Here is a 24,124-nt window from a genome sequence, read left to right as displayed (position 1 = left end):
AGTAATAAAGACACTATGAACAACAACACGGAATTTGATGGGATATCTTTCGATCTTCCAAAGAATCAAAGCAATGTAATTAAAGTAATTGGCGTAGGAGGCGGTGGTAGTAACGCAATTAACCACATGTTTCAGTCAGGCATCAATGGCGTAGATTTTGTAATCTGTAATACAGATTCGCAAGCCTTGAACAATAGTTCTGTGCCTACTAAAATACAACTTGGTGTTTCATTAACAGAAGGTTTGGGTGCTGGTGCCAATCCTGAGGTTGGTGAACAGGCCGCTTTGGAAAGTATGGAGGAGATCAAAGAGATGTTGGCCACTACTACCAAAATGATATTTATTACCGCTGGTATGGGTGGTGGTACCGGTACAGGTGCTGCTCCTGTTATAGCAAGACAAGCAAAAGAATTGGACGTGCTTACCGTGGGTATCGTTACCATGCCTTTTGAGTTTGAAGGTAAAATGCGTTGCGAACAAGCACGTATAGGTATTGAAAAATTGCGTGCCAATGTAGATTCATTGATTGTTATAAATAACAACAAGCTTCGTGAAGTATATGGTAACCTAGGCTTTAAAGCAGGTTTTTCTAAAGCGGATGAAGTATTATCTACAGCAGCTAGAGGTATAGCAGAAGTAATTACACATCACTATACTCAGAATATTGACCTTAGAGATGCCAAGACAGTTCTTTCTAATAGCGGTACTGCTATTATGGGTTCTGCTCAGGCAACAGGTTCAGCAAGAGCTAATGAAGCTATTACAAAGGCTTTGGATTCTCCGTTGTTGAACGATAACAAAATTAGTGGTGCCAAAAACGTATTGTTACTTATCGTTTCTGGTTCACAAGAAATCACCATTGATGAAATTGGTGAGATCAACGATTATATTCAAGTTGAAGCAGGTCATGGAGCCAACATCATTATGGGTGTAGGTGAAGATGAAGATTTAGGCGAATCTATAGCGGTAACTATTATTGCTACGGGTTTTGATGTAGACCAACAAGACGAGATTGTAAATACCGAAACAAAAAAAATCATCCACACGTTGGAAGATGAGCAACGTGCTCAGCATGATTTAACGGCTAGAAAGAATATCGTTCACCAATTACCGATTGAAAAAGTAAAGGAAGTAGCACCGGTAATTAAGCATACACTTGAAGAAGAAGATGTGCGAGAAGAGCCGGGAATGGATTTAATCGAAACGACTAGCTACATTAAAAACTTCAATGTTTTTTATGAAGAAGTTTTAGAAGAAGTTGCCGAAGTAAATACTTCTGAAGATGATTTCGTAATCGTAAACGCTCAAGATTCTATCAACGATATAGAGGTTGTAGACCCTATGACTGTATCTTACGATAAGTTGAAAGAAGAGCAGATTACAATGAGTTTTGACTTGCCTTTCGCTAAGAAGGAAGAAGTGGAAGAAGAAGAGCAAGACAACGTAATCACGTTTAGTCTTGATGAAGATGTAAAGGATATTGAGGTTGAAAGCCACATAGAAGTTGTTCCAGTTTTAGAATATAACGAGCAAGGCGAAAAACGCTATAGTCTGGATGATTATATGGAAATGGAGGATAAGTTGAGCAATGCTAAGCCAGCTCCAAAGCCAACTCCGGCTCCAACTCCAAAACCACAACCACAACGTGTGGTTAGGCAAGAGCCTACTATGGAAGTAAAGCCTGTTGAAGTTCAGGAAATAGCTCCACAGAATCATGCATCTTCACAGGTAGATCCAATGGATAGTCCAATTGATGAACTGTTAAGAGAAAGAGCGGACGAGAGAAGAAGAAAACTAAAGGATTTCAATTATAAGTTTCAGAACAGCGTAAGCAGTATTGACGAGATTGAAAAAGAACCAGCATACAAGCGTCAAGGCATTGATTTAAGCGATGCAAGAAGAGAAGAAAGCAAGGTTTCAAGAACTACGCTAGGTGAGGATAGCAACGATGAAATTCGTTTGCGTTCTAACAATTCTTTCCTTCATGATAACGTAGATTAAAGATTTTAGAGTAAACTTAACTAACTCAAGCTTAAACCCGAAAAAAGTAATTTTTTTCGGGTTTATTTTTTATCTTCGCAATCCTAAATAAAAATGTCATGGGCTTACAACAAAAGGTAATGGAGCAGATGAAAGCGGCAATGAAAGCAAAGGATGCTGTTGCTTTGGAATCGCTTCGCGCCATTAAGTCTGCCTTGCTTATGGCACAGACAAGTGGTACTGAAAAAGAATTGACGGAAGATGACGAGATTCAACTTGTTCAAAAGCTTGTAAAACAGCGTAAGGACAGTGCTACTATTTTTGCGGAACAAGGGAGAGAAGATTTAGCTGAACCAGAATTGGCACAGATAGCGGTATTGGAAAAGTTTTTACCAGAGCAGCTTACAGAAGAAGAAATAGAAAAAGTAGTAGTACAAACTATAGATGCAACAGGAGCATCAGGAATGAAAGATATGGGTAAGGTTATGGGCATGGTGTCCAAAGAATTGGCCGGTCAGGCCGATGGTAAAACCATTTCTGCCATCGTAAAACAAAAATTAGCATAAAATTGGCCTCGTGGCGCAACTGAATAGCGCATCAGATTTCGGCTCTGAGGGTTGCAGGTTTGAATCCTGCCGGGGTCACAATTTTATCTAGAGCTCTTTAAACAATTTGTTTAAAGAGCTTTTTTGCTTTTCAGAAGTATGTCGTTTTTTAAGAAACGTCCCCAAACACATTTATTAAAGTAGATTAGTGCAGAATACACCATACAACTGTTCTAAGTGCTTTAAGGGGACTCTGAGCAAAGTTTTTTGATTAGTGTAGTTGGATATAGAATAACGCTACAAAAGAGTTCATTTGATTGTGCTGAGTTTCGTTTATAGAAATATGAAGAACATCTAGCAAATCTAAAAGCCGATAGAAAAAAGCAATATGGATTATCTGATAGAATTCCGTTTTTGTGCAGCTATAATTTCTCCAACAGCTTGTTTGTATTTAAAGGGGTTGCCTGCCTTTTTAATCGCTTTATAGACTTTTTGCGGATTGTGTGTAGATTGGGAAAAGAATTCCCAAAAACCAAGCATCTTCATTTTTATAGGCGTTGGCCCAGAAAGCATGGCATCATACTGTTGGTAAATGGTATCGTGAAATTCTCTAAAAATATTCCATCGGTCAGCAGGATATTCCGTAGTATTTGCGCGAATCATACTTGGTAAAAACGGATCTGCAATAAGACCACGACCTATCATAAAATGTTCAATGGACGGGAACCGTTCTTGCATTGCTTTAAATTGAGCAACAGTAGTAATATCGCCATTATAGTATAAAGTGTGCTTAGCGACGTCTACGCACTTCTGGAAGGCTTCAAGATCAACACCTCCTTTGTATAATTGTTTTCCAAGCCGGGCATGAATGGCCACGTTTTTAAGAGGGTACTTTTCTAGAACGGGAAAAGAATCTAATATTTCATTACTATTTTCGTACCCAAGACGCATTTTCATAGAGATGGTAACATCTGTTTCACTATGTGCGCGATCCAAAATATGGTCTATTTTTTCAGTATTACAAATAAGACCGGAGCCCATGCCACTATTGGTAACCATAGGGTAGGGGCAACCCAAATTCCAATTAAGTTCTGTGTACCCTAAAGACTGGATGTACTTTATTACAAATATAAAATGATCAACATCTGCTGTCATTACCTGCGGAATAAGCTCTAAAGTGGTATTTGCTTCGGGGTTTAAATCTCGTTGGTACGAACCCTTTATAATCATCTTTCTATTAAACCGAATATACGGTGCATAATAAGTGTCTATTCCTCCAAAGAATTTCTGTTGTGCATTACGGAAAGTAGCATCTGTAAAACCTTGTAATGGGGAGGATAGCAGTGTATAGGGCATTCATTTAATTTAAAGGTGTAAAGATAGCTTTTTACCAAAGATTACCATTTAAGAATTGGCTTTAAGGATATTGCTGTATTTGTTTTATGAAGTGAATTTTTATTGAATATAGTTCTGCAATTTGCCCTGATTTGTTTGTAATGAATTAAAATAAGGAATTTGTTAACCTAAGTTTATGGAAATGAGTAATTTCTGTGTTACTTTTATATAAGAAACAAATTCTAGAGATATGGCATTAATAAAAAAGGCAAAAGGTAAGAGTTCACATGCTTTGGTAACATTCAAGGTGGGAAAAAATGAAGCTCCAAGCGCATCTGATGTTTTGTTGTTGGGTGACTTTAATAATTGGCAGACTAACGATAGTGCTTATCAAATGGATAAAAAGAACGGTTCTTATTCCAAGACTATAGAGCTTGAGATAGGAAAACGTTATGAGTTTCGTTATTTGAGTACGGATAAAGGTTGGTTCAATGACCATGATGCAGATGCTTATGTACCTTCGCCTTACGATGGTGTAGATAACAGTGTGGTTGATTTGAGCTCAATGCCCGAGCAAAAGAAACCAGTTAAGAAAACGGTGAAAAAGGTCGTAAAAGAACCAGTAAAAAAAGTTGTTAAGAAGCCAGTCGCAAAGAAACCTGTCGCGAAAAAAACTGTTGCGAAGAAACCTGCTGCGAAGGCAAAAAAAGATGATTTAAAAAAGATAGAAGGAATAGGACCTAAAATAGCTTCTATTTTAGCAGAGAAAGGTATTGGAACTTTTGAAAAACTAAGTAAAACAACTGCTAAGGTTCTAGAAGATATTTTAAAAGAAGCCGGACCTCGTTATACCATGCATAAACCAGGTTCTTGGCCAAAACAGGCTAAATTGGCTAGTGCCGATAAATGGGATGAGTTAAAAAAATTACAGGATAAATTAAACGGGGGCAAATAAGTTCTTGATTGATGTAAAGCAAAAAGCCGTAAGTAAATCTTACGGCTTTTTTTGTTTTAAATTAAAGTTTCTTTACCCACGAATCTATACCAAAAGCAGCGTTCAGTTCGTCTAAAAGCTTTTGCTTTCCTGGTTCATCGTTACAGGCAGTAGGTACACCAACATAATTCATACCTTCTCGTAAAATACCTTCTGAATGATTATAACCTAATAATTTTAGTTTTTGTATAATGGCATTTCTGTTGTTTTGCTCTCTGAACACACCAACTATTATAACACAGTTATACGTTAGGTTAGTTGTCTGGGATTCGGCTTTGTTCTCAGTCTTGGTTTGAACTTTTTCCGTTATTGGTTCTATTTTTACTTCTGCTTCTGTTGGCTCTTCTGGCGTTGCAATAGTTTCTTTAAGAATTAATTTGTCTGTAGAAGGTTGAGTGATTTCAAAGCCTTCTTTTTGCTCTTCAATTTGTGTTGTTATTTTACTATCCGAAGTTTTAGTTTCTAAAATAGTATCAATAAGCTCAGGTTTACCTCTTGTAATATCCGAAATAACAAGCGCACTATCTATCTGGCTTTCGTATGCATCTTCGGCCTTTATTTTCTTAAGTTCATAGGTTGTGGAATTTGCATAGAAATATTTATTTTCCTCATCTTTAGTCTTGGAATATGAAGTGGATTCTATTTGAGATTCATCCAAATCAGTTGGTGTTTCAGCGACTAGGTTTTCTTCCGTTTTGAAGAAATATTGATAGATGAATATGGAGAAAATGGCAATGACAATTATCGCAATTATAAAATTCCATTTTTCTTCTGAGTTTTCAAAAACATCCTTTTTAGGATTCATATTTGTGGTTTATAGTTAGAACTGGTTAGGTTATCTAGATATGTAAATATAAGGTGTAATGTTACTTTCTGTTGATTTATACCAAGTTACCTCTATCATCCTAATCGAGACTAATGCGTAATGTATTGGCAAATTGTTTTTAGAATTCTCCTAATTTTCATTTCATTTTTCAATATTTAAATAAGCGATATTTTATGCTGAAATAAGTTATATAATTTGAAAGGAGATGCATAGGTCAATTTCTCCAGTCTGCAAAACACTAGTACTGTGTGATTTTTAATTCAAACTTTATGGGTGGAAATTTTTGACTATTTAGCCATATTACAAGTACCAAATAAGGATAGTCCGGACTCTGAAATTTTAAATAAAAAAGAGGTAAAGACATTGTCATTTACCTCTTTGAAATTAATTTAAAAATTAGAGTTTTTTCAGTTTATTAAAACTACTCTTTATTGTTTTTTTATCCAGATTCTGAATGAAATTATTACATACCACTACAGCCAGGCTTAGCATCAATGTCCGATTCTAAGCGAATTTGACTAAGTCCAATATCAGCACCTTCACCAGCGGTTATCATAAATGCACTGCTAATTTTACTCATATCAACACCAAGACTAGCAAAGCAGCTTAAGCTTATTCTATATTCTCGCCATTCATTGGCTACTATTTTTATATCCAGTGTTTTGTCGCAAGTGGCATCTTCGCTACACATCCCAATTTTGACGGTGGCATCGTTGGTTTTAAAAGATTTAGCGAAGAAGGTCAGTTCCATTGCGCCATTTGTTTGACGACTCATATTACTGGGGGAAGCTGCACTTATAAGAAGTTGGTCATAATCTGGTAATGTCCAATTCATACGTAAAGCATCTTCTTGTGCGGTATGGTCAGTTTTACTGACTAGCAAGCCTCCAACAGATGTTGGGAAACTGCCGATTTGTTTGTTTAAGTCGCCCGTTTTTAACCCTAAATTCCATGGTGCGACAGCTGCACCTTTATTAAAAAACACACCTGTTGAAACCACTTCAGTATTTTCTAGACCAGAATCTTCAGAAAGTTGATCGATGATCACCTCGTTTTGATAATTAAGACCATAACCTAACTCAAACAATTTTGTAGATTCTCGTGTAGCCAAGTCAGGGGAAACCACTGCGTTGTTTGGCCATGCAAAAGACAGGCTGCCCGTAAATTCATAGGAAGGGTCTCTTTTAAATAATAAGTCTGATATACCACCACCTTCGCTACCCGGTAACCATGCAGCAACAAATGCATCTGATTTGTTTATTTCTGGATTAACCCACAGAGGCCGTCCCGATAGAAATACGGACACTACAGGAATACCTTTACTACGAAATTTGTCTAGTGTGTTGGTGTCAAAGCCGTTTGGAACAAAGTCCAAATTCTCAAGGTCTCCTTGGAACTCGGCATAAGGGTCTTCACCGTATATTGCAATCACCACATCGGCTGCTTCATTAGAATCACCATTTGCTGAAAAAATTACTTTTCCGCCAGCTGTGTTCACAGCTTTTTTTATACCGTCTAATACAGTTTGGCTGTTAGGAAATTCATCATTAGTGTGGCCTGTACCTTGCCAAGAAAGCGTCCAGCCTCCACTAATTTTAGCAATATTATCTGCCCCGTCACCAATTACCATAATAGTTTTTGATGCATCTAGTGGTAATACACCACCGTTATTCTTTAGTAAAACCATAGATTCTCGTACGGCTTGCCTTGCAATGGCTCTGTTTTTAGGAAGACCCAATAAATTTTCGTCACCTGCATTTTTACGAGTACTTGGTGCTCCTTTGGTAAATATTCCAGAGGCAATTTTAACTCTCAGGATACGGCGTACTGCATCATCTAAACGGGTCATTGGGATGGTTCCATCCTTTACATGTTGCAAGGTGCTTTCATATAATCCTTTCCAACTATCAGGAGCCATATACATGTCTAAACCTGAATTTAAAGATGCTGCGCAATCTGTATTTGTACATCCGGGAACTTGACCATGACCATTCCAATCTCCAACAACAAAGCCATTAAAGCCCATTCTACCTTTTAGGACATCTGTTAACAGTTCTTTATCGCCGTGCAATTTTCTGCCTTCCCAACTAGAGAATGAGGCCATTACGGTTTGTACTCCGGCAGGTATAGCGCTGTAGTATCCAGCGGCATGAATATCTCTTAATTCTTTTTCGCTAATCTTAGCATCACCTTGATCAACTCCATTTTCTGTAGCTCCATCACCTAGAAAGTGTTTTGCACTAGATATAACGTGACCATCACCCATAAAATCTGAGCTTCCAACATGCCCTTGTAGTCCATATACAATCCGGTCTGCGTAGGATTTAACGATTGCTGCATCTTCAGAAAAACCTTCATAACTTCTTCCCCAACGCAAATCTTGCGGTACGGCCAACGTTGGTGCAAAGGTCCAATCGTGACCAGAGACCGTAAGTTCGTGAGCAGTTACAGATGCTATTTTTTCGATTAAATCTGGATTGTGCATGGCGCCTAGTCCAATGTTATGCGGGAAGACAATTGCACCGCGTAGGTTAGTGTGACCATGTACTGCATCAATTCCCCATATGTACGGGATGGCAACTTCTACGCCTTCGGGGTCAATGGAGGCGTTGTAATATTCATCGGCCTTTGCCAACCATGTTTTGCTGTCCGCATAGGATAGTGGTCCCGGTGCTGAATTACCGCCACTCAGTATAGATCCCAAACGATATTTTTTTAGTTCTTCTGGAGTAATAGATCCATTGTCTGCTTGAATAACCTGACCTACTTTTTGTTCCAAAGTTAATTTAGGCAATAGTTCATCTATTTGTGCTTCAATAGCTGGGTCCAATGGTAACGGTTTAATGATAGCCCAATCTTCTGGGTGAACCATAGTTTCAGTAGTTATTTCAGCTTCGTCCATTTTTTTATCGGTATCTATTACTTTGGGTGACTCTACAGGTGTTTTTAATTGCGTGCAGCCCACAAATAGAATGGGGATAACGAATAAGAGCGAAATGTACAAGAGTGAAGACTTGTTAGTGTGCATAGTGTAGTTTTTTTGTGGTATTTATATTATAGTCGGTGGTTGTTAGGATGTTGGTATAAGGTACTATATTTTTAAAACCTAAACTTAACTAGCTGGCTTATAATCTATTTTCATATTCTTCCAACTTGACCCAGATATCAATAAATTCTTTTATTCCCTCTTTTTCTAAATCGGTATTAACTAGGAGTATTTTACCTATTCTTGTTGCGGTATTAAAGAACGTATATCTTATTTAAACTTTCCTACTAGTTTTGTTTTTACACTAAACTAATTGAATATTGGGCTTAAACCAAAAAAGCCTCATTATGAGGCTTTTTTGGTTGTATGTGTGTTTTTTGAAGTAAATAGTTTGTGTTGGGATTACTCCTAGGATTTATTCATTTTATTCTTCAGTTTAGTTATTAAGATTACAGCAAGGCTCCCTCCTAAAAATGAAACAATAGAATTTATAATAAATAAGCTAAGATGAAAAATACCCGATTGCATTATCAATTGAGGGGTGAAACCTAACCTGCCAAATAATTTAATTAAAAGGATACTACCAAATACACCGGCAATGGTATTCCCTATAATACCAAAGGAGTATTTTTTGAAAATGGAAGCTGTAATATTAGCGCCAACTATGCCAATGAAAATACTTATTAGAGAAATTAAAGTATCTGTCATATCAATTCACTTTTTAGTGACCGTAATCCATCTTATCTACTTTCCCGCCCATTAATCTTTTTTGTATAATCATGTAAACAAAAAGAAGGATAAAGCCAATAATACCCCAATTTAATGCTACAGATAAACCATACTCGGAAGAAGCAGTATTGTAAATCGTTAAAGGTCCGTTTATGGAATTCACAGAAGGCAATATCACAGGGAACAATGATGCTAAGGAAGAAGTAATTCCGCCTAATATTAATAAGCTGGATAATACAAAACCATGGATATCTTTTTTCAATTTTTTAATAAAAAACAAACCGACTAACCCTGTTAAGTAAATAATAGGGAAGATGAGCAAATAGGGCTTATGAGCAAAGTTATCTAAGGAGTTAGGACTTACAGTTTTCCATACCGCTAATGAAAATAAGGTTAGGGCAGCAAGCGCTATATTCATCTTAAAAATGACATTTTTAAGATTGCCGTTTATAGATGAATTGGTTTTTAGAATAATCCAATTAGCACCATGAATAGCCAAAGTAACCACAGATATTAAACCTATAATAATTGTAAACCAATCTATAATTCCAGGTGTTTCGCTTAGCGGACTAAAACTACTATCCCATAGGGGAAGGAAAAAATAATGCCCTTCATAAATAGATACGCCATTTTCAACACCACCTAGATTTACACCTCTTACGATGTTGCCCAAGGCAATCCCAAAAAATAGGGCTAATAATAAACTAGAAACACCAAAAGACTTGTCCCAAATATCTTTCCACATTTGAAAGTGGAATTGACCTCTGAATTCCAAGCCAATGGCTCTAAAAATAATTAACCATAAAACAATAATCAATGGTAAATAGAAACCACTAAAAACGGATGCGTAAAAGGTTGGAAAAGCCATGAAAAGCATGCCTCCGGCTGCCACTAACCAAACCTCGTTCGAGTCCCAAAACAAGCCTGCAGATTTTGCAATCAGTTCTTTGTCGTTTTCAGTTTTTGCTAAAAATAAATGAATGATTCCTGCACCAAAATCATAACCATCTAAAATAAAAAATACAGCTAAAACAATAGCTATTATGATGAACCAAAATGTTTCCATAATTTAATGTGTTTGAGGTTTTGGACCTTGGTTTATAGTTTTGCCAACTAAGACTAAGAATAACAAGCCTAGCAGCATATATAGTGCAACAAAACCTAGTAAAGTAAACAAGGTGTTACCAGATGAAACTGTGGGGGAAATACCATCTACTGTTCTTAATAAGCCGTATACCAAATATGGTTGTCTTCCTAATTCTGCTACATACCAACCGGTAAGATTAGCTATGTAAGGAAACGGTACTAGAAACATGATTGTCCAAAGTAATGCTTTTGCTTGGTATAATTTTTTACGCCACAAAAAGAAAACGGCCAAAGCCATAATACCCATAAAAACGGTACCTAGACCAACCATGATATGGTAAGAATAATACAGTGCGGGAATATTATCTGGCAACTCTTCCTTTTTGAATTTATCCATTCCAGGAATTTGCTTGTGCCATTCTTGGTAGGTTAAAAAGCTTAGTATGTTGGGAACGGCAATCTTGTTATCTAGTTTTTTTTCGACCATATTGGGCTGACCAATAAGTACAATTTCCGCTCCTGCGTGTTCTGTTTCAAAAATACCTTCCATGGCGGCAAAAGCAGCGGGTTGATACTGAGCAACATTTTTAGCATTCCAATCACCTGTTGGGAAAGCTACCAAAACACTAGAAACCAAACCAAAAATAACTCCGGTTTTTAGAAACAGTTTTCCGTATTCAGTTTGTTTTTCTCTTAAAATATAGAAGGCACCTATACTTGCTACAACAAAGGAAGAGGTTACAACAGATGCTAATTGATTATGTAAAAAAGCGGGTAGGAGCCAAGGGTTCCCAAAAAGTGCAGAGAAGTTTTCTAATACAAATTTACCATTATCCAAAATTTCATATCCTACCGGGTGTTGCATCCAAGCATTGGTGGCTAAAATAAACCAACCGCTTGCCCAAGATCCTAAGAACACTAAAAAGCCAGTTAAGAGGTGTAGTTTTTGACCCATTAACTTTTCACCAAAAATAAATAGTGCCAAGAATGAAGATTCTAGGAAGAAAGAGAACATGCCTTCCATAGCCAAGGTTTGACCAATTATACCACCTGTTAGCTCAGAAAACTTTGCCCAATTGGTGCCAAATTGAAATTCCATTGGAATCCCGGTAACAACGCCCATTGTAAAATTGATGGCGAAAATTTTCATAAAAAATTTTGCGGCATCGTTATATTTTTCAATTTTATTTCTGAGATATCTCCATTTAAAATAGACAATCAATAATGACAATCCCATTGTTAATTGAGGAAATATATAGTGGAATGTGATAGTGAATGCGAACTGCAGTCTATCATAAAAAATCATGTCTTCCATAAGATGAAATTATGTCAGCAAAAATAATCTATATAGCTAAGTATGAGGGTAACATTGATTACACATTTAGTTATAAAATTTAGGAAGAGGTTTTGTAATTGAGAGTAATGTATGGGCGTGCTGTAAATTAGAGGTCTTTTAATTTCAACATGAAGATAAGATTGCGCTATACTTACCTTCAAAGTTGTGGTAACCTTAGTTTTTGCAAATGAGGGAATATGAAAAGGACTAGCTTCTATGTACTGATATTCTTTCTTTTTCTAATTACAAAAAATAACAAAAGGACTATAGCGGGAATAGCTGCGTATTCTAAGTACTTAAAATAAGAATCCGTATTTTCTGTTTTCAATTCTTTCCACTTTCCGTCTTTTAGTTCTATTCCTATTGAATGGGTATTGGTCTTGTTTAACGTATATTTTTCCTTAGGAAAATCATCTAATAAAAATATTACTACAGATTGGTTGTTATGAACGTCTTTGAATAATTCATTTTTTAAGTGGATAGTGGTTAACGTTTCTGGTAGTCCAATAATTTCGGCAACTAATTTAGTTTCATGACCTAAGAAAACCTGTGGGTTTCTAAATTGCAGGGTGTCTCGTTTATTTACAATAATGGAAAAAGTAGCATTGAAATGATTGAGAACAAGGTTTTGAAAATCTTCAGGCGATTGGTAAGAACCTTCTCCATTTATATAGATAACCTCTTGTTGAAAAGCGGTTAATGAGCTGTTGATTTGTAAAATTATTTGCCCACTATCAGTTTTAGAGATGATAATGTTAGATAAATCGGGGTTATGAGCAAATACTACTTTGCTCACTAACATTAAACAAAAAATGAATAGTTGCAGTATAGATTTTCTATAGGGCATATTCACCTCGTAAACCGTCTATAAAGTTGTTATTTCCTGCTTTGTCTACGTGGTAATGATAACCTCTTGTTTCGTCATAGTGACCTCTTGACTCATCTAAATCTGTGTATTCTTTTCCGTCTGCATCTGCATTTTCAAAGATTCCATATCCGTCAAAGGCATAACCGATCATGGCAGAATGATTATCTGTTTGTTCTATTTTTTTAGAAACCCCTGTAGCTGCATGGTAGTGATAGCCTGCGTTTAAATTTACATGCCCGCCAGCATCATCAAATGGTGCTATAGTATATGCAGCTAAAATATTATCTACAGGTGCAGGAGCATTAAAAACTACGCCATTAAACGCCAAGCCTCTATCAGATGGTAAGGTTGAATTTCCTTCCGGACCTCCATGTCCTTCTGGTGGGCCTTCTGGTCTTTTATCTCCGTCATCTCCTGGAGGAGGTCCGCCACCTGGATGGCTTGAAAATTTGTATGGGGTGACCGCCTTTTTAGGGGTAACAGGAATATAATATGTTTGCTGTATATCTGTTACATAGGAAGGCAGACATTCAACGCAATAATTTTGATATTCCACCCCTACATTTGGGTTTGCAGCTTCTTGACACTCTTGTTTTGTTTTAGTTTTTGTGATTTCACCGGTTTCCTTGTCATATAACATCCAAGTATCATCTTCATAAAAGGTGGCCAGATTTTTCACGAAATCACCATCTACATCATGAACCTTTCCTCCATCTAACCAAATACCACCGGCTGATGCATCGTCCGAAATATTACTGGGGCACCAAGGTCCCATTTCGTGATCTGTTGGGGTTGAGGTAACTACTATTTTGTAACAATCTGCAGTGGAACCATCAGATAGAGTTCGGCTCTCAATTATAATAGGTTCAGCTAATCCACCAGAAAGAAAGTTATCGCTCTTAACAGATATAGTCACTTTATCCGCTGTTACGTTAGATTTATTATCTTTACACCCTATAAAAGCTGTAGTTAATACTAAGCTTAAAGCGAGGTGTTTAAATTGAATTTTTATCATAATGGCTGGTTGTTCTATTGCTGATGAAATATTCTTGTTGGATTTAATTTTACTCTCAAAAGTAAAACCTCAAAATAACACATCTTTATAAAAGTACGTAATTGAATGGTTTAATCATCTTGAATCAATTAATTTCTATTCTGAGAATGTCCACAAAAAAAAGCGGCTTCGGTAAAGAACCGAAACCGCTTACAATTTATATAACGAACTGTAGATTTTTGATTTAGTTTAAATCAAACCTATCGGCATTCATCATTTTAGTCCAAGCTTTTACAAAATCACTTGCAAACTTCTCTTTGTTATCATCTTGAGCATAAACTTCGGAATACGAACGTAAAATAGAATTAGAACCAAACACTAAATCCATACGTGTTGCAGTCCATTTTACGATACCCGTTTTACGGTCACGAATCTCGTAAAGTCCTTTTTCAGTAGGTTTCCAAGTATTACCCATATCAGTTAGGTTCACAAAGAAATCATTGGTTAATGCACCAACTTTATCAGTAAAAACACCATGTTTTGTGTTGTCATGATTTGTTCCTAACACACGCATACCACCAACAAGTACGGTCATCTCTGGTGCAGTTAAGCCCATTAGTTGCGTTCTGTCCAGCATTAATTCTTCTGGACTTACTACATATTCTTTTTTGCTCCAGTTGCGATAGCCGTCAGCTAATGGTTCTAAAGGTTCAAAAGATTCTGCATCTGTCATCTCATCTGTAGCATCGCCACGACCAGGTGCAAATGGAACAGCAATATCAAAACCTGTGGCTTTTATAGATTGCTCTATACCAAGATTACCAGCTAAGACAATTGTATCAGCAATGCTAATACCAAATTCAGCGGCAATAGGTTCAAGAATAGAAAGCACATGTGCTAAACGTTTTGGCTCATTTCCTTCCCAATCTTTTTGAGGAGCTAGACGAATACGAGCACCATTGGCTCCACCACGCATATCCGATCCACGAAAAGTACGTGCGCTATCCCAAGCAGTAGATACCATTTCTGAAATAGATAAACCAGAAGCTGCTATTTTGTTCTTCACAGCCGATACATCATAATCACTCTTTCCAACCGGAATAGGATCTTGCCAGATTAAATCTTCTTGTGGAACATCAGAACCAAAGTATCTTGCTTTTGGCCCCATATCTCTATGCGTTAATTTAAACCAGGCACGAGCAAAAGTTTCAGAGAAGTACTCTTGGTCTTTCATGAACTTTAAAGAGATGTCCTTATAAATTGGATCAACCTTCATAGCCATATCAGCGTCGGTCATCATAGGATTGTGACGGATGCTAGGGTCTTCAACATCTACTGGTCTGTCTTCGTCCTTAATAGTCACTGGTTCCCATTGCCAAGCGCCAGCAGGGCTTTGGCGAGGTTCCCATTCATGATTGAATAACATCTCAAAAAAACCACCGTCCCATTTGGTAGGGTGTGTTGTCCATGCGCCTTCAAGACCACTCGTTACCGCATAACGGCCTTTTCCTGATTTTGTAGGGTTATGCCAACCTAGTCCTTGTTCTTCTACATCAGCACCTTCAGGTTCTGGTCCTAAAATACTAGCATCACCATTACCGTGAGTTTTACCAACCGTATGTCCACCGGCAGTTAAAGCCACAGTTTCTTCGTCGTTCATGGCCATACGTTCAAAAGTTTCACGTATGTGAGCAGCTGTTTTTAAAGGGTTTTGTTTTCCATTAACACCTTCTGGATTTACATAGATTAGACCCATTTGCACGGCAGCTAATGGATTTTCCATAGTAGAAGGCTTGTCTACATTATCGTAACGTTCATCACTTGGTGCTAACCATTCTTTTTCATTTCCCCAATAGGTATCCGTTTCAGGATGCCAAATATCTTCGCGACCAAAACCAAAACCAAAGGTTTTTAAGCCCATATCTTCATAAGCAATAGTACCTGCCAAAACAATTAAATCTGCCCAGCTTACTTTATTACCGTATTTTTTCTTGATTGGCCATAACAAACGTCTTGCTTTATCTAGGCTAACATTATCTGGCCATGAATTTAATGGAGCAAAACGCTGACTACCGGAGCCACCGCCACCACGACCATCAGAAACACGGTATGTTCCAGCAGAGTGCCAAGATAAACGTATAAATAACCCCCCGTAATGACCCCAATCTGCAGGCCACCAATCCTGGCTATCCGTCATTAAAGCATGCATATCTTTCTTAAGCGCCTCAGTATCTAATTTTTTAAGTTCTTCGTGATAGTTAAACTCTTGTCCTAACGGATTAGTTTTAGTATCATTTTGATGTAAAATATCAAGATTTAGGGCATTTGGCCACCACTCCATAACAGATGATTTGGTTACTGTATTTCCTCCATGCATTACAGGACATTTGCCTAATGATGAACCATGGCTGTGCGCGTTTTCTTTATTTTCTTCTGAAATAGGTGAAGATTGCTCTTGGTGGTGTGGGCATTTACTTTCATCGTCAGATGAGTTTAAATGTTTATCATTTTCCATATCTAAGGGGTTTAAGAATTTTATAGTTTTATACTTATCAAATTTACCCTAGTTGCCTCCGGTAAATTCAATAAAGTTATTTTCATATTTTATTCGGATATAAATATAATTTATGGAAATGTAAAATTCCATAAATTTTGTATATCAATAATTGAGTTACTTTAAAATTAACGGAAAAAAATCAGGTTTCCTATAGTCAGCACTTTAAAACAGGATTCTAAAGGTTTGAAAGATTTTATAAGATAAGTGGAACTCTTCACTTTGTTTGAAATCCTTTTTTCTTAAAGGTTACGTTCTAATTACGTTTTTGATTCAAAGCTCCCCTAATACCTAACCTACACTTTGATAGTAGCTGAAATAACATTAGGATATTACACGCCAGATTTGATGTTTTCCTTTGGCCTGTTGAGCCTTCGTTGCCAGTGGTTACTCTATTTCTAAAAAGTCAAAAGATTTGTCTATTTAAAGAAATGCAGTATTAGAAATGTACTGCCGGTACTTGTGTATATGACACCTTGCCAATAAAAAGTTTCGTTCCCCATTTTTTCCGTAGCTTTTTAGCATATTCTTTTTTGAAATAACCGCAGGTAACCTTTCAAAAAATAAAAATGACTATGAACAAAAGGCTTACTGCTATTATCCAAATATTTTCCATTTGTTAAGTTTTGGGTTAAGTATTTTTATCTTTTATTCAAATTCTCCAAGTAGCAATTATTCTGTAATCAAATCGGTTCTTTTGAATTCAATGCTTTTCGCCTTTAGATAATCCCGAACCTCTGTTGTGTTCCATGTGTTTGATAATTCAGAAAAATCTTCTTGAGATAGGCAAAACGTAAGAAATCCATCAATGTTTGTTTCAGGAATATCGAAATTTTCTGATAGTGTCTTCTTTGAAAACTTAGTTATGATTTGCTTTTCTATCGCCATTTTTTCATCTCGGGCTACCATGTCTTCTAATGATTTGGTTCTGCCAGAAAATCTATTTAATGTTTTATGTAAATTTATTTTTAGGGCTATAACATAATAAGAGACATACTTTCCGCGATCGGCCTCTATAAGTAGTCGCTCACTATGGGTCATTAGTTCCAAATCCGCATTTGGTAATTTTAAAGAAGATGAAGTAACGGCTGGTTTAATATTTAGTCGGTCAAGATCTTGGTCTATTCTACCTGTAAGATTATAAGGAGTAACGGTAACTTCATTTAAATTAATAATATTCTCAATAAGGTTTATGGCAACAAAATTTTCATTGAAAATGCTATCTGTAATAACAATTTCCTTTTTAAGATATTGAACTGCCATAATACGGAGTGAATCCCGTAATCTAACCTCAATAGTGAATAGTCCTGAAGAGTCTGTAATCGTAGATTCCTTAGAATTTAAGTTGACAATTAACACATTAGAAACATCATTTTCAGCACTTTTGACTATCCCATTTAATAAGGTTGTGTTTTTCTGACTCATTCCATTATAAGAAATCAATACAGTTGACAGAAGTAGTAATAGTCTTAAATGTTGTTGCAATGTTATATTTTAGAATTAAAACAAAATATTTTTTTTATTACAAATAGAAAAGATGCAGCGATCTCATTAAATAAGTTCCAGCTTCTAGATGTAGAATTTTCGGCCCAATTTGTTGTAGCCATATGTTTTATTCTCGACTTGCTATAAATTCGTCCGCAATAATATATGGTTGTCCCAAACTAAAGTTATTTGGGCTTATATCTTCATTCCCGAAAATTAGAAGTTTAGTATTTGGTCTATGGGCATAGCCTTTATCATAACCGTCGGTTTCATTCTTAACTTTAAATTCTATTCCATGTTTTTTACAAATTTTTTCGATTGGTTCTTTCAAAGGTTTTGGTATCGATAAATTTCGCTTTCCGTTTTTTTTATAATAGTCATTCAAATCCCAAAAGTTCTTGTGAAGGGGAATCCAATTTCCAGTAACTTTTTTACATTCAAAAAATAAATCTCCAATAAATTCACTGGGATTTTCTGGAAAATTTATTAATTCACATTCTAATTCAGCTTTGTTGTAAGTCCAAAGAAGTGGGTGGTCAGTCAAAATTTTAAGTTTAATATATGGAAGGTACAAGTCAGCATATATTCCGTTAAAATCTACTGTTTCGTGAGTAGTCAATCTCCAGTATTCAACGTTATTTATTTTACCTGAATTGTCTTGTTCTTCAACGACAAAATTAAATTCCATTGTTTTGAATTTTCCAATCTGACCTTTTAATCCAGTCAAATATAACCGACCATTTTGATAAAATTCTTTTGTATTTGTTCTCTGAATAAATTGTTCAATCATTGATTTTGATAATTAAGCACAACTTATGTATAAGGTGAATAACTAAATATACAAAAAGTAGCTAAAGTATTACAAGTCGTCTTTAGGCTATATTAGATATGGCTTCTTGCTTTATATCCAATAAATGTATTGCCCAATCAAAATCTTTATACCTTTGCAGCGTGAAATTATTGACTCTCATATTATCCGTTTACTTTTTGGCACTCAATGTGGTGCCTTGTAGTGATGTAGATATTGTGACTGATAATCAGGTTATGGTAACTGCAGATAATGGTGTGAATCACGGGCATGCATCTAATGATATGTGTTCTCCGTTTTGCATGTGTCACTGCTGTCATACGCATACTGTTAATTTTAATATGGTTACGTTTGAGCCTTTTCAACCGTTAATTTCACAAGAAGAATTAGCTCACTTTGAGAGTTCGGGCAAAGACGTTTTTCTAGACCTTTTACAACCTCCCAGGGTATAATTCAGTTTTTTAGGGGATACTTATATCCCTATGTAATGAATTCGTTTTAGATTTCATTACCCTAGTTTCTGTCGTTTTTGCTTCTAGGCAGGAAACGCATTTTTTAACTGAATTATAACATTCCATATGATTAATAGAATCATTGATTTTTCCATCAATAACAAATTTATTGTTGGTCTGCTCACGCTTGCACTAGTTGGTACAGGTATTTGGAGCATGACCCAGGTATCTCTTAAAAGGGTAAAAAGTGTGGTGCCTCATTACAACAATTACATAGTAGAGCAGTGGGTGTAGAAAAAGAAGGAGACGCATTTAGTTTTGTTCCGTATGAAGTAACTTTAGGTACTGAAGATAATGAGTGGGTCGCTGTAAATTTTTTGATGGAAATTGACTCTCAATCTAAGTTTGCTTTCATAAACGGCTACTTTTTAATGACGGAAATGAAAAAGGGAGAAGCGGAACATAGTCATTAGACCAATTATACTGCTAGGGCAACTTGTTTCGCTTAATAATTTTCGCGTACGAGGTCTTTGCTTTATTTGGAATAAATTTTATTACGGGTGGCTCTAGCAACACGTTTGCAAGATGTTATTTAAGAACTTACAATTTTAGAGAAATGATAAAAAAGAAGAAGGTCAATCTTCGGGATATAGATAATCACCAACATTCTGGTGAAGTTTCGGATGACGATTGTGGGAGTTGTTGTGGCAATCATGAAAGTGAAAAATCCAGTAAGGTTCTTAGTCCGTACCTTCCGGCTATTATTAGCTTTGTACTGTTACTGGGAGGTATCGCTCTAGATATTTTTAATGTGCTCTTTTTTACGGACTGGGTGCGTGTGGTTTGGTACAGTATTGCCTATGTACCTGTGGGGTTTCCGGTAATGAAACAGGGCTGGAAGAGCATTGTGAACGGAGATTTTTTTACTGAATTTCTATTAATGTCCATTGCCACTATTGGTGCATTCGCTATAGGGGAATATCCAGAAGGTGTGGCCGTAATGTTATTTTATGCGGTGGGAGAATTGTTTCAGCATTCTGCCGTGACAAAGGCCAAAGGAAATATAAAGGCGTTATTGGATGTAAGGCCTAAATCGGCTACGGTGCTTCGTAACGGAGATATGTTTTCTGTAGCTCCTGAAGCTGTAAAAATTGGTGAACGTATTCAAGTTCGTTTGGGTGAGAAAGTTCCGCTTGACGGAAAATTATTATCGGAGAAAGCCAGTTTAAATACAGCGGCTATTTCCGGGGAAAGTAAACCGTCTACTATTGCTCAAGGTGAGAAAGTATTTGCCGGGAGTATTAATCTAGATGGGGTTATTGAAGTGGAGGTTACCAAAGAATTTAAAGACAGCTCCATTGCCCGTATTTTGGATATGGTACAGAACGCCACGGCCCGCAAGTCAAAAACAGAATTGTTCATTCGTAAGTTTGCTAGAATTTATACACCAATTGTGGTGTTCCTGGCTATTGGACTAACCTTGTTACCTTACTTTTTTGTTGAGGAATATATTTTTAGGGATTGGCTTTACCGCGCGTTAATTTTCTTGGTTATTTCTTGTCCGTGTGCTTTGGTTATTTCAATTCCCTTGGGGTATTTTGGAGGCCTAGGTGCAGCTTCCCGAAATGGTATTCTGTTTAAAGGCGCTTCCTTTCTAGATACCATTACCAAGATCAACACCTTGGCAATGGATAAAACAGGTACTGTAACCAAGGGTGTGTTTAAAATAAAGGAAATTGTTTTACATGCTGATAGTGAAGAATCTGGCGAGTCTTTAAGCGAGAAGGATTTTATGGACTACCTCATGGCCATTGAAGCACAATCTACCCATCCCATAGCAAAGGCCATTCTGGAGTATAAGGAAGAGGGGGCAAGTAGTAAGGCCAAAGATGTTTTTGAAATTGCAGGAAAGGGGTTGGTAGGTATTGTAGCGGGTAAATCCGTTTTGGTAGGAAATAAAGCGCTAATGGTTGCTAATGGAATAACGGTTCCTAAAGAAACGGAGGCTGTTGTAGAAAGTATAGTAATGATAGCTGTTGATAGAAAGTTTTTGGGTTACGTTGTTATTTCTGATGAACTTAAGGATGGTGCTGAGGCCGCTATTGAGAAGATACGGAAAACTGGGGTGTCTAAAATTGTGATGTTGTCCGGAGATAAGGATGCCATTACACAGAAGGTGGCTAAAGAACTTCATGTAGATTGGGCCAAGGGTGGACTTCTACCTGAGGATAAACTTAATGAGGTGGAAAAATTAAAGGATATCTCTGGGGCAAAAGTAGCCTTTATTGGTGATGGTATAAATGATGCCCCGGTATTGGCGGCTAGCGATGTTGGTATTGCTATGGGCGGTTTAGGAAGCGACGTGGCCATTGAGACAGCGGATGTTATCATACAGACCGATCAACCTGAAAAAGTTGCGCAGGCCATACAAATAGGGAAGTCTACTAGAAAAATAGTCTGGCAGAATATAGCTCTTGCCTTTGGGGTCAAAGCTTTGGTTATGATTCTTGGAGCTGTGGGAATGGCTACCATGTGGGAAGCCGTTTTTGCAGATGTAGGCGTAGCGCTTTTAGCTATTTTGAACGCCGTGCGTTTACAGAACATGAAATGGGATTAAACGTATAACCTAAATTATTCTGATTCAGCGTATTTATCAGGCTGACTCAACATTGTTAAAATTGTTAAATAGCGGTTTTTAAGTTTCGTTGGATGCTTTTTTTATGCATTTTTATAATCCAAACAACTCACACCATGCATTTAAAATTTACCACCACTTCTTTTACGCTGTTTTTGGCGTTGCTCGTTACGAATATAAACCTTGCCCAGAATGGTGAGATTGAAATTGTAGGAACAGTAATTGAACAATCCGGTGGGCAGCCAGTTGCTTTCGCAACAGTTTTAGTAGGAGACAAAACCACACAAAAAGGAATCACCGGTACCACTACTTTAGATGATGGTTCATTCAGCCTAAAAACAGACGCTCAGAACTACTTTATTGAAATTAGTTTTATCGGCTTTGAGAAAAAAAGATTCGATGATCTCGTGCCCGCAAACGGAGTTATCGATATGGGGCAGGTGAAACTGAATCAAGATGCCCAACAGCTTTCGGAAGTTGTGGTTGAAGGGGAAGTATCAAGAACACAATTCAAGTTAGATAAACGGGTGTTCAACGTTGGTAAGGATATTAGTAGCACTGGAGCAAGTGCTTTAGAGGTTTTAAACAATGTGCCTTCTGTGAATGTAAATATAGAAGGGCAAATAAGTTTACGCGGAAGCCAAGGTGTACAGGTTCTAATTAATGGAAAACCTTCTATTCTTACTGGAGATGGCGGGAATGCTTTGGGAACTATTACTTCTGATATGATTGAAAGGGTGGAGGTTATTACCAATCCTTCGGCTAAGTATGACGCTGAGGGTACTTCGGGAATAATCAACATTGTCATAAAAAAAGAAGAGCGGGAAGGCTTTAACGGTTCTATTAGTTTGAATACAGGCTCACCGGATAATCATAGTTTTGGGTTAAGTTTAAATCGTCGTACGGAAAGATTCAATCTTTTTAGTCAGTTAGGAGCAGGGTATAGGGAACTGCCAAATGACACGGAGAACATTAACCGAAATCTTACCGATGGAACTTCAATTGCTTCAATAGGTGAGGAGTTTAGAAATGAGGAGTTTTACAATATTATTTTAGGAACGGATTATTACATTAATCAAAATAATGTATTGACTCTTTCGGGGAATTTCGCTTATGAAATTGAAGACCAACCCTCCAATACAAAATACAAATCTCTAGATGCGGATAATCAGTTGGTTTCAGAATGGGAGCGGACTGAAACGACAGAGGCTACTAATCCAAAATACCAATACGAGCTTCAATATAAAAGCGATTTTAAGGATCACGAAGACCATGATCTTTTGTTCAGTGCTTTGGGTAATTTTTTCGGAAAAGACCAATCCTCAGATTTTGAAGATGTAACCATATCCGGAGAGGACAACGATGCCACACAACGTACTCGAACCGAATTTCAGGAAGCGGAATATACTTTTAAACTAGATTATACACGGCCATTTAATGAAGAATGGACAATGGAAGCAGGTGGTCAATATATTTTGAACGATGTTAGCAATGATTATGAGGTTGACGATTTAGAAAATGGGGTTTATGTTTCAAACCCTGATTTGACCAATGTGTTTGAATATGATCAAAAGGTTTTTGCTGTTTATGGTACAGGTGCATATGAAATTGGAAAATGGGGTATGAAAGCAGGGGTCCGTATGGAACAAACAAACCTCAATACGCTGTTGCAAAATACCAACCAGAAGAATGAACAGAAATATACCAACCTTTTTCCTAGTGCGCATACGTCCTATAAATTCAGTGATAAGGTTTCTATGCAAGCGGGATACTCACGCAGAGTGTATAGGCCAGATTTGTGGGATTTGAATCCTTTTTTTAATATTAGAAATAACTTTAATATCCGTCAAGGTAATCCAGAATTACAACCAGAGTATACAGATTCTTATGAGATTACAAGTATTTATGTTTTAGGAAAAGCATCGCTTAATTTTAGTGTGTATCACCGCTACACCACAGATGTTATTGAATCTATATTTAGCTATGAGGATGAAGTTACCATAAGTAAACCTGAGAACATTGGTACCAATAAAGCTACAGGTGTTGAGTTCAACGGGAAGTATAGTCCTGCCAAGTGGTTTACCGTAACTACAGATATGAACTATAATAAGTTTGATAGAAAGGGAAGCTTAGATACTCAAGTATTTGATTTTAATGCCGATAGGTGGTCTATGAAGTTAATGACCAAACTTAAACTACCTGCAGATATTGATTTTGAAGCTACAGGAAATTACCAAAGTAGTTATGAGACGGTTCAAGGAAACACAAGCGATAACCTCTTTTTGGATATGGGGGCCCGCAAGAAAATATTGAAAGGTAAAGGAGTCGTAAACTTTAGTGTAAGAGATGTATTTGCTTCACGAGTAAACGAAACGGAAACAACACAAGAAACTTTTTCAACTTATTCCCGAAGACAACGTGGTAGGTTTATTACTTTTGGCTTCAGTTATGGTTTCGGTAAAGGCGAGGCTATGGAATATTCTGGAAGAAGAAGATAAAACCAACCAATAA

General features: G+C 36.9%; 19 protein-coding genes and 1 tRNA gene. 9 read left to right on the top strand and 11 right to left on the bottom strand.

What is annotated here, in order from left to right; all coding sequences use genetic code 11:
- Positions 1–15 precede the first annotated feature (15 nt).
- From ftsZ to HW347_RS11820, 3 genes are all read left to right on the top strand, one after another.
- Entirely contained in the window at positions 16–2,001 is a 1,986-nt protein-coding gene (gene ftsZ, locus HW347_RS11830) for a cell division protein FtsZ (protein ID WP_214612031.1), read from the top strand.
- A 98-nt stretch (positions 2,002–2,099) separates the two neighbouring features.
- Complete coding sequence (locus HW347_RS11825; protein WP_155597649.1) at positions 2,100–2,546, top strand: GatB/YqeY domain-containing protein; 447 nt, start codon at positions 2,100–2,102, stop codon at positions 2,544–2,546.
- 4 nt (positions 2,547–2,550) lie between these two features.
- Positions 2,551–2,624: transfer RNA gene (locus HW347_RS11820), tRNA-Arg, on the top strand.
- 294 nt (positions 2,625–2,918) lie between these two features.
- Here HW347_RS11820 and HW347_RS11815 read toward each other — a convergent pair.
- A complete protein-coding gene (locus tag HW347_RS11815; RefSeq protein ID WP_214612030.1) occupies positions 2,919–3,881 on the bottom strand; it encodes a tRNA dihydrouridine synthase in 963 nt (320 codons plus the stop codon).
- A gap of 229 nt (positions 3,882–4,110) precedes the next feature.
- On the opposite strand from HW347_RS11815, the gene HW347_RS11810 reads away from it, so the two are divergent.
- Positions 4,111–4,815: a helix-hairpin-helix domain-containing protein gene (locus HW347_RS11810; RefSeq protein WP_214612029.1), complete on the top strand. Its 705-nt coding sequence runs from the start codon at positions 4,111–4,113 to the stop codon at positions 4,813–4,815.
- 61 nt (positions 4,816–4,876) lie between these two features.
- Here HW347_RS11810 and HW347_RS11805 read toward each other — a convergent pair whose 3' ends face one another.
- The 10 genes from HW347_RS11805 to HW347_RS11760 form a co-directional block, all read right to left on the bottom strand.
- Entirely contained in the window at positions 4,877–5,659 is a 783-nt protein-coding gene (locus HW347_RS11805) for an SPOR domain-containing protein (protein ID WP_214612028.1), read from the bottom strand.
- 484 nt (positions 5,660–6,143) lie between these two features.
- Positions 6,144–8,708: a glycoside hydrolase family 3 protein gene (locus tag HW347_RS11800; protein ID WP_225901908.1), complete on the bottom strand. Its 2,565-nt coding sequence runs from the start codon at positions 8,706–8,708 to the stop codon at positions 6,144–6,146.
- Positions 8,709–9,074: 366 nt separating this feature from the next.
- On the bottom strand, positions 9,075–9,374 hold the full coding sequence (locus HW347_RS11795; protein WP_155597644.1) for a hypothetical protein: 300 nt from the start codon (positions 9,372–9,374) through the stop codon (positions 9,075–9,077).
- Between the two features lie 13 nt (positions 9,375–9,387).
- Entirely contained in the window at positions 9,388–10,461 is a 1,074-nt protein-coding gene (gene cydB / locus HW347_RS11790) for a cytochrome d ubiquinol oxidase subunit II (protein ID WP_155597643.1), read from the bottom strand.
- A gap of 3 nt (positions 10,462–10,464) precedes the next feature.
- Positions 10,465–11,796, bottom strand: a complete 1,332-nt coding sequence (locus HW347_RS11785; protein WP_155597642.1) for a cytochrome ubiquinol oxidase subunit I — start codon at positions 11,794–11,796, stop codon at positions 10,465–10,467.
- Between the two features lie 235 nt (positions 11,797–12,031).
- Positions 12,032–12,613: a hypothetical protein gene (locus tag HW347_RS11780; RefSeq protein WP_214612027.1), complete on the bottom strand. Its 582-nt coding sequence runs from the start codon at positions 12,611–12,613 to the stop codon at positions 12,032–12,034.
- Between the two features lie 40 nt (positions 12,614–12,653).
- On the bottom strand, positions 12,654–13,700 hold the full coding sequence (locus tag HW347_RS11775; RefSeq protein ID WP_225901907.1) for a YHYH protein: 1,047 nt from the start codon (positions 13,698–13,700) through the stop codon (positions 12,654–12,656).
- Positions 13,701–13,923: 223 nt separating this feature from the next.
- Positions 13,924–16,194, bottom strand: a complete 2,271-nt coding sequence (gene katG / locus HW347_RS11770) for a catalase/peroxidase HPI (protein WP_214612026.1) — start codon at positions 16,192–16,194, stop codon at positions 13,924–13,926.
- 711 nt (positions 16,195–16,905) lie between these two features.
- Entirely contained in the window at positions 16,906–17,718 is an 813-nt protein-coding gene (locus tag HW347_RS11765; RefSeq protein WP_214612025.1) for a carboxypeptidase-like regulatory domain-containing protein, read from the bottom strand.
- Positions 17,719–17,845: 127 nt separating this feature from the next.
- Positions 17,846–18,508, bottom strand: a complete 663-nt coding sequence (locus tag HW347_RS11760; protein ID WP_214612024.1) for a hypothetical protein — start codon at positions 18,506–18,508, stop codon at positions 17,846–17,848.
- Positions 18,509–18,669: 161 nt separating this feature from the next.
- Here HW347_RS11760 and HW347_RS11755 point away from each other — a divergent pair, with 161 nt between their 5' ends.
- From HW347_RS11755 to HW347_RS11735, 5 genes are all read left to right on the top strand, one after another.
- Positions 18,670–18,978, top strand: a complete 309-nt coding sequence (locus tag HW347_RS11755; protein WP_214612023.1) for a DUF6660 family protein — start codon at positions 18,670–18,672, stop codon at positions 18,976–18,978.
- Positions 18,979–19,104: 126 nt separating this feature from the next.
- On the top strand, positions 19,105–19,272 hold the full coding sequence (locus tag HW347_RS11750) for a hypothetical protein (protein ID WP_155597636.1): 168 nt from the start codon (positions 19,105–19,107) through the stop codon (positions 19,270–19,272).
- Positions 19,263–19,451 (top strand): hypothetical protein, encoded by a 189-nt coding sequence (locus tag HW347_RS11745; protein WP_214612022.1) that lies wholly within the window; start codon positions 19,263–19,265, stop codon positions 19,449–19,451. The genes HW347_RS11750 and HW347_RS11745 overlap by 10 nt, the downstream gene beginning before the upstream one ends.
- A 146-nt stretch (positions 19,452–19,597) precedes the next feature.
- On the top strand, positions 19,598–21,595 hold the full coding sequence (locus HW347_RS11740) for a heavy metal translocating P-type ATPase (protein ID WP_394370282.1): 1,998 nt from the start codon (positions 19,598–19,600) through the stop codon (positions 21,593–21,595).
- A 134-nt stretch (positions 21,596–21,729) separates the two neighbouring features.
- Positions 21,730–24,111: an outer membrane beta-barrel family protein gene (locus HW347_RS11735; RefSeq protein ID WP_214612020.1), complete on the top strand. Its 2,382-nt coding sequence runs from the start codon at positions 21,730–21,732 to the stop codon at positions 24,109–24,111.
- Positions 24,112–24,124 lie beyond the last annotated feature (13 nt).

Origin of the sequence: Zobellia barbeyronii (assembly GCF_018603515.1) — a bacterium.
Classification (GTDB): domain Bacteria; phylum Bacteroidota; class Bacteroidia; order Flavobacteriales; family Flavobacteriaceae; genus Zobellia; species Zobellia barbeyronii.
Note: the sequence above shows the minus strand (reverse complement) of the source record. Positions and strands in the feature narration are given on the sequence as shown.

Excerpts from the sequence above, each read along its gene's own strand:
- ftsZ (WP_214612031.1), top strand. The coding sequence starts at position 16 with ATGAACAACAACACGGAATTTGATGGGATATCTTTCGATCTTCCAAAG.
- HW347_RS11825 (WP_155597649.1), top strand. The coding sequence starts at position 2,100 with ATGGGCTTACAACAAAAGGTAATGGAGCAGATGAAAGCGGCAATGAAA.
- HW347_RS11815 (WP_214612030.1), bottom strand. The coding sequence starts at position 3,881 with ATGCCCTATACACTGCTATCCTCCCCATTACAAGGTTTTACAGATGCT.
- HW347_RS11810 (WP_214612029.1), top strand. The coding sequence starts at position 4,111 with ATGGCATTAATAAAAAAGGCAAAAGGTAAGAGTTCACATGCTTTGGTA.
- HW347_RS11805 (WP_214612028.1), bottom strand. The coding sequence starts at position 5,659 with ATGAATCCTAAAAAGGATGTTTTTGAAAACTCAGAAGAAAAATGGAAT.
- HW347_RS11800 (WP_225901908.1), bottom strand. The coding sequence starts at position 8,708 with ATGCACACTAACAAGTCTTCACTCTTGTACATTTCGCTCTTATTCGTT.
- HW347_RS11795 (WP_155597644.1), bottom strand. The coding sequence starts at position 9,374 with ATGACAGATACTTTAATTTCTCTAATAAGTATTTTCATTGGCATAGTT.
- cydB (WP_155597643.1), bottom strand. The coding sequence starts at position 10,461 with ATGGAAACATTTTGGTTCATCATAATAGCTATTGTTTTAGCTGTATTT.
- HW347_RS11785 (WP_155597642.1), bottom strand. The coding sequence starts at position 11,796 with ATGGAAGACATGATTTTTTATGATAGACTGCAGTTCGCATTCACTATC.
- HW347_RS11775 (WP_225901907.1), bottom strand. The coding sequence starts at position 13,700 with ATGATAAAAATTCAATTTAAACACCTCGCTTTAAGCTTAGTATTAACT.
- katG (WP_214612026.1), bottom strand. The coding sequence starts at position 16,194 with ATGGAAAATGATAAACATTTAAACTCATCTGACGATGAAAGTAAATGC.
- HW347_RS11760 (WP_214612024.1), bottom strand. The coding sequence starts at position 18,508 with ATGATTGAACAATTTATTCAGAGAACAAATACAAAAGAATTTTATCAA.
- HW347_RS11750 (WP_155597636.1), top strand. The coding sequence starts at position 19,105 with ATGATTAATAGAATCATTGATTTTTCCATCAATAACAAATTTATTGTT.
- HW347_RS11735 (WP_214612020.1), top strand. The coding sequence starts at position 21,730 with ATGCATTTAAAATTTACCACCACTTCTTTTACGCTGTTTTTGGCGTTG.